The sequence below is a fragment of the Rhodococcus sp. 05-2255-3B1 genome (genome assembly GCF_002258545.1).
Taxonomy (GTDB): domain Bacteria; phylum Actinomycetota; class Actinomycetes; order Mycobacteriales; family Mycobacteriaceae; genus Rhodococcoides.
This window is the reverse complement of record NZ_NOZC01000036.1, coordinates 212,414-225,306: the sequence shown is the minus strand read 5'-3', so window position 1 is coordinate 225,306 and position 12,893 is coordinate 212,414. Positions and strand designations below refer to the sequence as shown.

General features: G+C 66.7%; 9 protein-coding genes. 5 read left to right on the top strand and 4 right to left on the bottom strand.

The window, feature by feature from the left end:
• Positions 1-96 precede the first annotated feature (96 nt).
• From CH249_RS21840 to mshC, 5 genes are all read left to right on the top strand, one after another.
• Positions 97-927, top strand: coding sequence for an undecaprenyl-diphosphate phosphatase (locus CH249_RS21840; protein WP_371828408.1), 831 nt, complete (start codon positions 97-99; stop codon positions 925-927).
• Positions 928-988: 61 nt separating this feature from the next.
• Complete coding sequence (locus tag CH249_RS21835) at positions 989-1,696, top strand: histidine phosphatase family protein (RefSeq protein WP_094682781.1); 708 nt, start codon at positions 989-991, stop codon at positions 1,694-1,696.
• A 135-nt stretch (positions 1,697-1,831) separates the two neighbouring features.
• On the top strand, positions 1,832-2,422 hold the full coding sequence (locus CH249_RS21830) for a DUF3090 domain-containing protein (RefSeq protein ID WP_032398057.1): 591 nt from the start codon (positions 1,832-1,834) through the stop codon (positions 2,420-2,422).
• A gap of 35 nt (positions 2,423-2,457) precedes the next feature.
• On the top strand, positions 2,458-3,231 hold the full coding sequence (locus CH249_RS21825; RefSeq protein WP_179272770.1) for an SCO1664 family protein: 774 nt from the start codon (positions 2,458-2,460) through the stop codon (positions 3,229-3,231).
• Positions 3,232-3,255: 24 nt separating this feature from the next.
• Positions 3,256-4,497, top strand: coding sequence for a cysteine--1-D-myo-inosityl 2-amino-2-deoxy-alpha-D-glucopyranoside ligase (gene mshC / locus CH249_RS21820; protein WP_094682780.1), 1,242 nt, complete (start codon positions 3,256-3,258; stop codon positions 4,495-4,497).
• Positions 4,498-4,509: 12 nt separating this feature from the next.
• Here the strand turns inward: mshC and CH249_RS21815 are convergent, their stop codons facing one another.
• From CH249_RS21815 to CH249_RS21800, 4 genes are read right to left on the bottom strand one after another with little or no spacing between them, the layout of a single operon-like run.
• A complete protein-coding gene (locus CH249_RS21815) occupies positions 4,510-5,748 on the bottom strand; it encodes a DUF2399 domain-containing protein (protein ID WP_256988411.1) in 1,239 nt (412 codons plus the stop codon).
• Complete coding sequence (locus tag CH249_RS21810; protein ID WP_094682779.1) at positions 5,738-9,922, bottom strand: TIGR02680 family protein; 4,185 nt, start codon at positions 9,920-9,922, stop codon at positions 5,738-5,740. The genes CH249_RS21815 and CH249_RS21810 overlap by 11 nt, the downstream gene beginning before the upstream one ends.
• A gap of 4 nt (positions 9,923-9,926) precedes the next feature.
• A complete protein-coding gene (locus CH249_RS21805) occupies positions 9,927-11,378 on the bottom strand; it encodes a TIGR02678 family protein (RefSeq protein WP_256988410.1) in 1,452 nt (483 codons plus the stop codon).
• On the bottom strand, positions 11,375-12,862 hold the full coding sequence (locus CH249_RS21800; RefSeq protein WP_373453531.1) for a TIGR02677 family protein: 1,488 nt from the start codon (positions 12,860-12,862) through the stop codon (positions 11,375-11,377). Before CH249_RS21800 ends, CH249_RS21805 begins: the two co-directional genes overlap by 4 nt.
• Positions 12,863-12,893: the final 31 nt, after the last annotated feature.

Sequence of the window (12,893 nt, the reverse complement as noted above, 5' to 3'; positions counted from 1 at the left end):
CGTGAATCGCGAACTCAGGGGGCGGGCCGGCGGCCGCGCATCGACAGTGATCAGTCCATCGACACCGATCTCGGAGGGTGACGCCGCATGATCGACATGACGTGGCTGCAGGCGATCGTCCTCGGTGCGGTGCAGGGCCTGACCGAATTCCTGCCGATCTCCTCGTCCGGGCACCTGCGCATCGTGTCCAGTGTGTTCTGGAACGAGGACGCAGGTGCCTCCTTCACCGCGGTGACCCAGCTGGGCACCGAAGCCGCTGTGCTGCTGTTCTTCTGGCGAGACATCGTCAGGATCGTGAAAGCGTGGTTCGTCGGTCTGACGAAGAAGGACGAACGCGGGCTCGACTACCGCATGGGGTGGTACGTGATCATCGCCACCATTCCCATCGGCGTTCTCGGACTGCTGTTCAAGGACCAGATCCGAACCGGTGCCCGAAACCTGTACCTCATCGCGTTCATGTTGATCGCGTTCGCCGTCGTCATCGCAGTCGCCGAGAAGGTCGGCCGGAAGGAACGCCCGATCGAGAAGTTGACCACCCGGGACGGCATCGTCATGGGTCTGGCGCAGTGTCTCGCTCTGATCCCGGGTGTGTCCCGTTCCGGGGCGACGACCAGCGCCGGCCTGTTTCTCGGACTCGAACGCGAGGCAGCGGTGCGATTCTCGTTCCTGCTCGCCATTCCGGCGGTCACGGCCTCCGGTCTCTTCTCGCTGCCCGACGCCTTCGAGCCGGTGGGCTCGGGACTGGCCGCGTCGGGTCCGCAGCTGCTGGTGGCCACGATCATCGCCTTCGCCCTCGGCTACGCCTCGATCGCCTGGCTGCTCAAGTTCGTCGCGAACCACTCGCTGTACTGGTTCGTCGGGTACCGCATCGTGCTGGGTGTCGTGGTGCTCGGTCTGTTGGCCGGCGGGGTCGTGTCCGCCACCTAGTCGTTCGGCACAGTGGCCTCCGGAGCGGAGTCGGACGACCCCGGTCGTTAGGCTCGGTGCAATGACAGTCATCTTGCTTCGGCACGGCCGCTCGACGTCGAACACCGCAGGCACGCTCGCGGGTCGGAGCGCGGGAGTCGAGCTCGACGATCGTGGTCGTGAACAGGCGCAGGCGGTCGCCGACCGTCTCGGCGACCTGCCGGTCGCGGAGATCGTTCGTTCGCCGCTGCTGCGGTGCGAGCAGACCGTCGAGCCGTTGGCTGCCAGGCTCGGGCTCACGCCGCTGGTCGAGGACCGGTTGGTCGAGGTCGACTACGGGCAGTGGACCGGTCGAACGATCAAGGAATTGCTGGCCGAGCCGCTGTGGAAGGTGGTGCAGCAGCATCCGTCGGCCGCGGTGTTTCCCGAGGGTGAAGGACTGGCCGCGGTGCAGCAACGGGCCGTGCAGGCCGTGCGCGAACACGACGCCCGGCTGGCCGCCCATCACGGCCGTGACGTGTTGTGGGTGGCGTGCTCGCACGGGGACGTCATCAAGTCGGTGCTGTCGGACGCGATGGGTGCCCACCTCGATTCGTTCCAGCGCATCGTCGCCGATCCGGCATCGATCAGTGTCGTTCGCTACACCTCGACGCGACCCTTCGTGCTGCGGACCAACGACACCGGGTCCGACCTGAGCGTGTTCGTACCCAAGGCCGAGGAGCCCAGCACGCCGGAAGCGGGCAACGCGGACTCTTCGGACGCCGTCGTCGGTGGTGGGGCAGGCACCTAGAGCTCCGATTCGGCGCTGACACCCCGATCGGTGGCAGGCTGGAGGGCAAGCAATACCGTCCACGGTCGATCCGTGGCCGATAATGAAAGTTCCGCGAATCGCTTCGCGGAGCTGTTCGAGTCGTTAGGAGGTGCAATGCCGCGCGCCATACACGTTTTTCGCACCCCTGATCGTTTCGTTGCCGGGACCGTTGGTGAACCGGGCGACCGAACGTTCTTCCTGCAAGCGGTGCACGACGCCCGCGTGGTGTCGGTTGCGCTGGAGAAGCAGCAGGTCCAGGTACTGGCCGACCGGATGGGGCTTCTCCTCGAAGAGGTGCACCGTCGTTTCGGGGCAGAGGTACCGGCCGAGGAGGCCGATACGGTCGACACGAGTCCGCTGCTGACTCCGATCGACACCGAGTTCCGTGTCGGCACGATGGGGCTCGGCTGGGACGCCGATGCCAACGCCGTCGTGGTGGAGCTGTTGGCCGTCAGCGAGGTCGAGGTGGACGAATCGGTCGTTCTCGACGACACCGACGAGGGCCCCGATGCCGTTCGGGTGTTCCTCACCCCGGTACAGGCCCGTGAATTCGCGGTGCGGTCCGAACGCGTCATCGCGGCGGGCCGTGCTCCGTGCCCGCTGTGCGGACAGCCGTTGGCTCCCGAGGGACACGTCTGCATCAGAACCAACGGTTACCGACGCGGCGCGACGTTCGGTCCGGTGACCGAGGTCGACGAGTCTTGACCGTCGAACTGCCGCCGTTCGAAGGCCGCGAAACCATGGAGACCGGCGACCTGACCGTCGTCGGTCGGGTGGTGTCGGCCAGCAACGCCACGCTGGTGTGCGAGGCGGGCGAGGGCGAGAAGGCCGTCCGGTGCGTGTACAAACCGGTTCGCGGGGAAGTCCCGCTGTGGGATTTTCCGGACGGCACTCTTGCGGGCCGGGAAGTGGCGTCGTACGAAATCTCCGAGGCCCTCGGTTGGGGCGTCATCCCGCCGACGGTGCTGCGCGACGGCCCGTTCGGTCCCGGCATGGTGCAGAAGTGGATCGACACGCCCGACGATCACGCCGAGGGACGCGTCGACCTGGTCGATATCTGCCGTCCCGATCTCGTACCTGCGGGCTGGATTCCGGTACTGCAGGCGTACGACGGCGAGGGCGAGGAGATCGCGCTCATCCACGCCGACGATCCACGGCTGCAGCGAATGGCGGTGCTCGACGTGATCCTCAACAACGCCGATCGCAAGGGCGGGCACGCGCTCGAAGGTCTCGACGGCTACGTGTACGGGGTCGATCACGGCATCTGCCTGCACGCCGAGAACAAGTTGCGCACGGTGCTGTGGGGCTGGGCGGGCCAGGCGGTGGACGATGCGTTGATGACCGACGTGGTGCGGTTCGTCGAGACGTTCGACACGGTCACCGCTCCTCGATTGGTCGACAAGATCACCCTGACCGAAACGGTCGCGGTTCTCGACCGGGCGCAGGAGTTGATCGCCCGCCCGATCATGCCGGAACCTCGCTCGAGCAGACCCATACCCTGGCCCGCCTTCTGATCGGGCTCGGATAGGCTCGACCGCATGCATTCTTGGTCGAGCCCGGAGATCCCGACAATTCCCGGACAGGGTCCAGCTCTTCGATTGTTCGACACCGCCGACCGCCAGGTCCGTCCCGTCACCCCCGGTTCGACGGCTCGGATGTACGTCTGTGGAATAACCCCGTACGACGCCACCCACCTCGGGCACGCGGCGACGTACCTGACGTTCGACCTGATCAACCGGCTGTGGCGGGATGCGGGCACGGACGTGCACTACGTGCAGAACGTCACCGATGTCGACGATCCACTGTTCGAGCGCGCCGACCGCGACGGCGAGGACTGGCGCGATCTGGGAGCTCGTGAGATCGAACTCTTCCGCGCCGACATGGAAGCGCTCCGGGTGCTCCCTCCGCGCGACTACATCGGTGCCGTCGAGTCCGTCGACGAGGTCGTCGAACTGGTGGAGAAGCTGGTCGCGTCCGGTGCGGCGTATGTCGTCGACGACGCCGAATACCCGGATGTGTACTTCCGTGCCGATGCCACCGAGCAGTTCGGCTACGAGTCCGGTTACGACCGAGCCACGATGGACACGTTCTTCGCAGAACGCGGGGGCGACCCCGATCGGATCGGTAAGCGGGATCCACTCGATGCGCTGCTCTGGCGCGCAGTACGGCCGGGTGAGCCGTCGTGGCCGTCGCCGTGGGGTCCGGGGCGGCCCGGGTGGCACATCGAATGCGCAGCCATCGCGCTCAACCGCATCGGTACCGGCTTCGACATTCAGGGCGGCGGAAGCGATCTGATCTTTCCGCACCACGAGTTCTCGGCCGCGCACGCCGAGGCGGCGACCGGTGATCCGCGCTTCGCCCGGCACTACGTGCACACCGGGATGATCGGGCTCGACGGCGAGAAGATGTCCAAGAGCCGCGGCAATCTGGTGTTCGTCTCCAAGCTCCGCGCCGAGAACGTCGACCCCGCAGCTGTTCGACTCGGTCTGCTCGCCGGGCACTACCGCCAGGATCGACCGTGGTCCGATGAGGTTCTCGAACGCGCTCACACTCGGCTCGCACTGTGGCGTCGGGCCGCGGCGCTCGACAGCGCTGCATCGGCCGACGACGTGATCAACCGGTTGCGGCAGCACCTGGCCGACGATCTGGACACCCCCAAGGCTCTCGATGCGCTCGACGCGTGGGCGAGTTTCGCAGTCGAACGCGGCGGATCGGATGCGGGCGCGCCCGGTGCCTTCGCCGATGCGGTCGATGCTCTGCTCGGGGTTGCGCTGCGCTGATCTCGTCCCGAACTAGGTCGCAGATCCCAGCCGCAGATCCGTCAGCAGATCCGGGATCAGTCGATCCTCCGTGACTGCTCGGCCCGAGTCGCGGAGGGCGGTAGCGAGTTCCGGATCCCACGGACTGTCCGTTCGATGGCCCTTCAGCGGTTCGGAATTGCGTGCATCGAGTGCGCGTCGGTAGGAATCGACGTCCATCCGCCACGGCACCGCGTCGTATCGGGAGATGGCTCGGGTCACCATCTGCACTCCGGCCCAGTCGAAGTCGGCTCGCCACCGAATCGTGGTGCCGGGCGCTCGGGAGGCCAGCAGCCGGTGCACCGCTGCGGAGGGTTGACCGTCGGTGCAGATCAGGCTCGCGCAGTTCGAGCCGAGGGTGCGGGCTGCGGCGGCGAGCACGGCGACGTTCTCGCAGACGAACACTGTGGACGAGCTGTTGGTGAGCGGGCCGCGCGAGAGCATGTCCACGGTGACGGGGAAGGGGATGCCCTCGTCCGCTGCGTCGTTCAGCCAACGAGCCACCGTGTGGGCCTCGTCGACGCGGTAGCCGAGCACCAGCACCCGGCTGGACACCGAGTCGACCGACACGCCCGCGGTCTCCCACAATGCCCTGATGCCCACCGGATCGACGGGCCGAGGCACGTTCTCGCGCAACGACAGAGCGTCGAGGACGAGCTTCGGGGCACCGCCGCCCGAGAGCGCCTTCGTATCACCGCAGGCCAGTTCCGCGAGTTCGGTCAGCGACATCCCGTCGACCGGGAGCAGCGCCAGGACCTGTGTCGCCACCGCGAGCGCATCGACGGCGACGCGGCCCCCGAGAGTGCCGTCCTGATTGAGCAAGGAGGCGATCCAGTAGTCGACCCACTCCCGATCGGTCCCGCCACTGAGCACCTCCCTGGCCCGATCGAGTGCCTCGGCACGTACCCGAGCCTTGTCGGCTGCGATCTGCTTCTTGTCCTGCAACGGAGCCTGCTGAGAGAGGGTGTCGATCAGTCCGAGGCCACCGTTGAGCGGATGGCTCAGCCACGCGTCGAACCGCTCGAGGTCGAGTCTGGCGCTGCGCGCACGGGAATGCAGACTGGAATTGGACCGAGAGATCGCGCTGCACAGACGCCACAGTTCCGGGGCCTCGCTCAGGTCGACGGTGATGTTGCCACCGACGCGAAGCCAGTTGGACTCCAACTTCTTTCGTGCCGCATCGAGCAGTGCAGCCAGTTCGGCGCTGCCTCGCCATTCGCTGTTACCGGTCAAACTCCAGCCCACCTTCGGTTCGGGTCGGCACACGGCGTGTCAGCGGTGACCCGAGTGCGGCCGCGAGGTCGGTGCCGTCGTGCTCGGCGAACAGTTCGCCGTTCTCCCACACCAGAAGAGCTGCGCTGACGGTGTTCTCGGCTGCCGAATGCGCCAGATCGTAGTGCGCGCAACCGGGCACGTCACCGTAGGTGATCCACAGGTCGTATCCGGTCATGAACAGATCGAGATCGAATTGCACACTCAGGCCGAGCAATTCGCTGCGGCCGTTGTCGTCGACTCCGGCGAATGCCTCGTCCAGCGCCAAGAGCCGAGGTGAATGTGGATCGGCGGACGAGAGCATCACGTGCGCAGCGGCGAACAGGGGCAGATGCAGCGACACCGACTGCTCACCGCCCGAGAGCGCACTGTGGCGTGCGACGGTGAGACGATCCTCGTTGCCGTCGCCGCTGATGAGGGTGAAGGCGAACACGCGCCAGCGGCGATAGTCCAGTGTCGTGGAGAGGATCTCGGGGTAGGACCGTTCCGGATGCGCCGCGCGAGCGATCCTGATCTCCGACGCGAAGTGCGCGCGCATCGCGGCCAGATCGTCCTGGTTCAACGCCGAGGCGTCGCGGTCGAGCAGTTTGGACACCGCCCTGGCACCGTCGTCGAGGTTGTCCGCGAGCACCCAGTGCACACCGATCGTGTTGCCCGAGGACATGCGGCGCTGCTTCATCTCGGCGGACATCTGCGCGATCAGCTCGCGTGCGTCGACGGTGCGCTCGTGAATCTGCTGCGCCAGGCCGGTCAGCAACGCGTCTTCGAGAATTCGGCGCTCCTGCTCGGTCAGCAACAACTCCTGATCGGCTCTCGCCGCACCTATTCGGTCGGCGAAATCTCCGACCGACGAGTAGCCCTGCTCGTCCTGAACACGGACGACGGTCAAACCGTCCGGCGCATCCCACTGCAGTCGATAGTCCTGACCCGACGCAGCGAGTTGCGAGTCGAACTCCTGCAGCGCACTCGTCAGGGCTGTCCGGGTCGACTTTCGGCTCGAGTCAGTGACCTTCACCGACGCCGTCGCCGCATCGAGCGCCGAATGCAGAGCGCGCACGACGGGCGGAAGTACCGGAACCTCGTCGTCGGGACCCTCGGCCTGCTGCACCCGATACAGAATCTGCTCCACGCTCAACCACGCCGAGTCGCTCGCCGGCCAGGTGTACGCCTCGTGGACGCCGAGAATGCCGAGAAGGTCCTTGCGAGCGTAGGGCGCGAGCCGCACGGCGTCACCCAGGGTTTCGGTGACGGCACCGCGCAGGCTTTCCAGTGCTGTGTTGCAGGCCCCCTCGGCCTTGCCGATCGCTTCACCTGCTTCCTTGTCCGCTTTGCGTGCGGCCCGCTGCTCGGCGCGGCACTTCTCGATGCGTTCGCGTGCGTTCTCGAGATCGGTGTCGATCTGTTCGGCGGTGGCACCGAGCTTCTCGCTGAGGAGCTCGAGGCGTTGCACCTGCTGTCGGTAGTTCTCGTCGGCGATCGCGGCTTCCTCGGCGAGCTCCTCGGCCAGGCCACTCGCTTCTTCCAGTCGGTTGGTTGCTTCGCGGGCGCGTTCTGCTTCGCGCGTGTGATCGCCGCGCTTGCGGATCACCACCGAGCCCTGGTGCTCGAAATGCCTGATCGCCGCGGCGAGGGCATCGATGTCTCGACCGATGTGTGGGGTGCGGTGAGCCACGGCGACGGTACGCAGCTGCTTCTCCTTCGCGGACAGGTCTGCGATCGCCTGGTCGAACTCTCGGTCCGCTGCAGCCGAACTCTGCGTCGACGTGCGCAGCGCCCCTGCGGCGGCGGTGACGGCGCGTTGCGCTTTCACGATGGCCGAGACACGAGGCAGTTGCTTGGCCGCCGCGGCCAGTGCCTGTACCGATTCGCGGGCAGTTCGCTCGTCGGCCGCCGCGGCCTCCAGTGCGGCTGTCGCGGCATCGATCGCGGCACCGAGTTCGGTGATCCGTTGCTCTCGGCGCCGTGCACGGGCCGTCGCGCCGATGTACTCGGCATCGGTCTTGATGTGTTGGCCCTGCTGCACCCCCTGCCGGTACCGACCGTCGACGCTCATCGAGACGACACCACCCGAGTCGGCACCTTGATCCTGCTGCAGTGCAACCGAATTCAGGACGTCCAGGATCCGCGATTCGGATACGGCGGTGCCGGGCTCGGATTCGAGGACGGACGCCAGCGTGGTCCCGGTCGGCCTCGAGGCCTCCGGCAGCGGCGACAGATACTGCTCCGAGCTCGAGTCGACGGGGAAGTCCGCGACCGGGTGGATCCAGCCGTCGAGCAGATTCGCAGCCTGCAGTGCGGATTCGATCCCTGCCGCATCGGCGGGGGAGACCGAGTCGGCAAACCGAACCAGCTGCCACAGAGGCGCACCGGAGAGTTCGGCGCGAGAGTCGGTTCGTGCCGCGAACGGCGGCGGCGCGTCGTCGTGTTCGGCCCGCACCAGAGACAGTTCGTCACGCAGCGAGTTCAGCTCGGCCGTGCGGGTCGAAACGTCCACGTGCGCCTGGGCCTGGCGGGCACGAAGTGCGTCGACCGCGTCTGCGGTCTGGTCGGCCAGCACCGATTCCAGGCTCGGGGCATCGTCGTCGCCGATGCCCGCCAACGCGGCATCGAGGGCCTCGAACGCTGCGGAGGTGATACCCGCCGAGGAGTACAGCGCCGAATTGTTCGACCACCAGGCCCGCAGACCCGACGCGAACTGCGCCTTCTCCAGGTCGACGGTCGCCTCGGCCTCGGTGACCGCAGCCGACGCCGCCTCGAGCATCTCGCGAGCCTTCGATGCGGCCTTCTCCGCACGGGCGCGCTCGGTCGACGCCTTCTCGACGGTTCCCAGCGCCTCGCGAACCGCCCGCACGTCGCCGTCGCGTTCCTCGGCATGGCCGCGCAGAGCAGTGCCGATCTGATCGCTGCGGGCTGTTCCGGGCAGTGGTGTCCAGGCGATGCCCGCGTCCTCGGCGGCGGTCTGCAGTTCCTCTTCGGCACGGGTAACCGCGGCGACGGAGTCCCGGAGTGCGGCATCGGCACGCGCCGCCTCGGTGGTGCGCTGTTCCAGTTCGGCGTGCGCCTTGCGGGCGCGGTCGGCCTGCTGGGCGGTCGAGATCTCCAGCTTCGCGGCGGATTCGGCCAGGTCGTCCAGTTGCTGCTTGCCCTCGTATGCGCTCGAGCGCTGCAGAGTCTCGCGGTCCGCAACGGCCTGATCCAGTGCGCGTTCGGCCTCGTCGAATCGGGTTTCCGCAGCCGCCCGTTCCAGCAGGCGCCGGTCCTTCAGGGCGGCAGCGGCGAAGTGTGCGGTGGTCGCGTGAGTCACCGCCTCCAGCCGGCGAGAGACCTGCTCGACATCCGATCGAGTCTGCACCCGAAGGTATTTGGAGTACACCGAAACGAAGTTCCTGGCGGCGTGATCGGCCTGCGCCAATCCTTCGAGCGCCCGGCCTACCTCCTCCATGTCGCTGAAGGAGCGAGCAGCCTCGAGTACCAGCTGCTCGTCCAACGGACGCAGTCCGTCGGTCAACGCCTGCGAGAGTCCCTTGGGATCGAGGTTCTTCGCCAATTGCGGGCGGCGAAGCGTCAGAATGAGATTGATCAGCTGGTCGTATCGCTGCGCGCCCAACCCGAACATACGGGCATCGATCGCGGCGCGATAGTCCACCGGGCGATCGGTCAAGGCGTCGGTGCCCAGCTGCTCACCGAGCTGCTTCTTCGTCAACGGTCGGTCGTCGGAACCCAACAACGAGAAGTCCACGCCCACTCGGCCGTCGGCCACGAAGTACCAGCGGGTCACCTTGTCGTTGTGGCGGCTCGCCCGCATTCCGAGTCCGACCGTCACCGATTCGGGATCCTGACGAGATCCGCGGCCGAACTCCATCCACACGTAAGAATGCGCGCTTTCCTGCCCCCGGTAGAGCAGGTTGGACTTCATCGTCCGCTCTTCTCCCGCAAAGGGATTGAGCCGGCGTGGTTCGATGCGGCCGTCCAGGACGAAGGGAAACAGCACTTCGAGTGCCTTGGTCTTGCCGGATCCGTTGGGGCCGCGCAGTACCAGTCGACCGTCGGCGAACGAGAACTCCTGATCGCGGTAGTCCCACAGGTTGACGATCCCTGCTCGTGTCGGCCGAAAGCGTGTCGAGTGTGCGGTCATCTACTCAGGCCTCTACTTCGGACGATTCGTTACTGATGGACTGTGCGGTTCTGGGTGCTTTTGCGGTGCTGGTGGTTCGTTCGGTGCCGAACAGTGAGTCCTGTGGAGTTCGATCACGCACGCTGACCATCACGTCGCGGTAGCGCGCGATCACCGGCAGTACCAGTACGCCGCCGGAAACGCTGCGTATCAGTCGAAGTCGGTGCAGCAGCGCGATCGCCCGCACTCGCAGTCCATCCCGATCGGTCTGCCACTGAGCTGCGAAGGTGCGGCCGAAGCGTTCGACGAGATCGTCGACGACCGTTGTCAGCCAACTGTCCTCGATCAACGGATACAGCTTCTTCTCGTCCGCATCTTCCAATGCCGTTGCATCGGAACCGAACCCGAATTCGGCGAGATCGCCGAAGATCCCGCCGTCGGGTATGGCGCCGTCCAGCCGCTCGATCAGGGCGTCGCCGTCGGGAAGGGGATGGGTTGCCAGCGCAGGTGCATCGGGATCGATCACTCGGTCCGAGATCTCGCCCGCAATCAGCAGTGCGACCTGGGCAATGGTTCCGGTGCTGGGGAACCGGTGGTCCGACAGTCGTCCCGAGGTGTCGATGAGGGCGACTCCCTCGGCGCGACGCTCGGCAACGAGGCCGGTCAGCAACTCGACGTCCGCAACGGTGCGCGAGGCGGCCAGGGCGGTTCGGCCGTTCCGGTCGAGATCGTCGTGATAGACGACCGGTTGCTCGACCAACGCTCGGCGGACCGCGCGCAGCGTTTCCTTCGGATCTGCCTCACGCCCGGAGTCGGCCTGTCCCGGGTCCGAGTCCTCGGGATCGATCGGGGAGTCCGAGCCGGCCAGCAGACCGCGAATCGATCGGAGGTGCTGCACGGCGCGCGGCGGCCGGAACATGGCGACGACGACGGGACGGTCGATGTCGTAGAGGGCCTCGCCTGCGGACGGGTTGTTCGCCCAGCCGGTCGCATCACCGTCGGCCAACGCGATGGCTCCGCGTGTAGCGAGCCACCCGATCGCGTCGACGAACGCGTCTCGGTCGCTTGCTCGGTCGGTCGTCAGCTCTACTCCGTCTACTTGACTTGCTTCCGCCGCAACATGATCGGCCAGCTCGGAGAGGGTGATCTGGTTGCCCGCCCGGCCGAGGGCCGCCAGTGCCAATGCCAGATACGCGTATCTGCGGCGATCGAAGATTCGGTCGGTGGACGTTCGCGCGGGCTGGCTGTCGTCGAGCCGATCGATCACCGGGTACAGACGTGCCGTGGTCTCGGTGACCTCGAGGCGATATCCGAACAGTTCGAGCAGGTCCTCGCGCAGTTCGGTCGCCCATCGACGCAGCAGAGGCAGCGCAATCCTATCGGGATACGTCGTGGTCACCAGGTGGTTCGACAGCGCGACTCGGGCGGCCCGCTGGTAGGAATCCAGTGCGAGGGTGGAGATCTCACGAGCTCTCATCGGCGTGCCACCTCGCTGACCTCGAGCGCGAGGCGGTCCAGATGCAATCGGCCTCTGCTGGTCCGCACGATCGTCGAACGGTCGCTGTCGCTGAGCGTCAAGCGCACGCCGCTGTCCGATCCGGACGAGTCGGAGGTGCGACCGCTCACGCGCACCCGCGCGGTCAACGCAGCGTTGAGCAGGCTCAACAGCACCTCGGTTTCCTGCTCGTTCAGAATTCGGTCGTGGATTCCGGTCGACGCAAGCGACTGCGCTGCGGCACTTCGTGATCGCTGCGATTCGAGCTGCTGTTCCCTGAGCCGTCTGATGCCGCCGTCGTTGCGCTGTACCCGACCCGGAACGCCGGGGGTGGGGGTGCGTCCGGTCTCGGCCAGGGTGCGCGAAATCTCGACCGGCGGTGCCTCCCACCACGATCGGGACGTGGAGATGATGTCGGCGTCGGGATGCACCATCGACAGGTGTCTGGGTCTGCCGAGACCGAACACGGCATGGAACAGGGCGTGCGCGCTGTCCTCGGTAGGCGTGGCAGCGAACCAGCCGGCCAGATGCCGCAGTTGGCTTTCCCTGCTCACACCACCCCTGCGGGTTTCGGTGACGCGGCGCAGCAGCGACAGCACGGCGGCAATCGCGCTCATCGTGCCCTCGCGGAGTCGCTCGGACTCGCTGAGTTCGGACTCGGCCGAGACGAACCAGTGCGACAGGCCCGCCCAGCGATCGGTCCAGTCGGCGCGGCGTTCGGTGACGGTGAGGAAGACTCGTTCGTCGCTGATCGCGGCTCGCTCGACCAGTTCCTCGATCCCGGTGCTCTCGACAAGTGCGATCGCCTCGGCGAGCTTCGGTGCGTAGCGGGTCAGATCGGAGCTGAATTCACGCATGTGCGTCAGCAGGGCGTCCTTGTGGACCAGAAACGACTCCGGCGTGATCTCGGTGGTGCGCACGAGGTCACCGAGCACCAGATAGAAGTGGGCGGCGCGGGTCGCCATCTCCGACAGCGTCGAATCGAGTCGGCTGAGCTTGCGGTAGATGCGATCGCCGTCGGCCTGACGGTTCGCCTCGGCCAGCTCGTGCATGTCGGCCAGCAGCTCGGGCAGCACCAGCCGCGACAGCGCGGCGTCGTCCAAGCGGGCTCCGAGCACGTCCTCGACCGCGCGGTAGGCCTTGTAGCCGGCTTGGCCGAACTGGTAGACGAAGTGACGGTTGCGGTACTCGGCGAGTGTCGCGGCGCGGGTGCCGTCGTAGCTGCGTTCGAGCAGACCCCAGGCGTGGAGCTGATCGAGCAGGGGTGCGATGTCGAGGGTGGTCAGTGCGTCGTGCCGACCCGGGCTGCGTGCGATGAGGTCGGCCACGTCTCCTGAGTGCAGCAGGACGACGTAGTTGGCTCGTGCGGTGTCGAATGCCCGGAGAACGGCCAGGTACTCGGATCGCTTCTCGGCAACGGCGAAGGAGAACAGACCGAGACGGTCTTCCTCCACGAACGCGTTCACGACTCCCTGCCGCGCGTCCTCGCCTGATTCG

Bases quoted from the DNA above. Each gene is read 5' to 3' on its own strand.
- mshC (WP_094682780.1), top strand. From the start codon at position 3,256: ATGCATTCTTGGTCGAGCCCGGAGATCCCGACAATTCCCGGACAGGGT.
- CH249_RS21810 (WP_094682779.1), bottom strand. From the start codon at position 9,922: ATGACCGCACACTCGACACGCTTTCGGCCGACACGAGCAGGGATCGTC.
- CH249_RS21830 (WP_032398057.1), top strand. From the start codon at position 1,832: ATGCCGCGCGCCATACACGTTTTTCGCACCCCTGATCGTTTCGTTGCC.
- CH249_RS21840 (WP_371828408.1), top strand. From the start codon at position 97: ATGACGTGGCTGCAGGCGATCGTCCTCGGTGCGGTGCAGGGCCTGACC.
- CH249_RS21805 (WP_256988410.1), bottom strand. From the start codon at position 11,378: ATGAGAGCTCGTGAGATCTCCACCCTCGCACTGGATTCCTACCAGCGG.
- CH249_RS21825 (WP_179272770.1), top strand. From the start codon at position 2,458: ATGGAGACCGGCGACCTGACCGTCGTCGGTCGGGTGGTGTCGGCCAGC.
- CH249_RS21835 (WP_094682781.1), top strand. From the start codon at position 989: ATGACAGTCATCTTGCTTCGGCACGGCCGCTCGACGTCGAACACCGCA.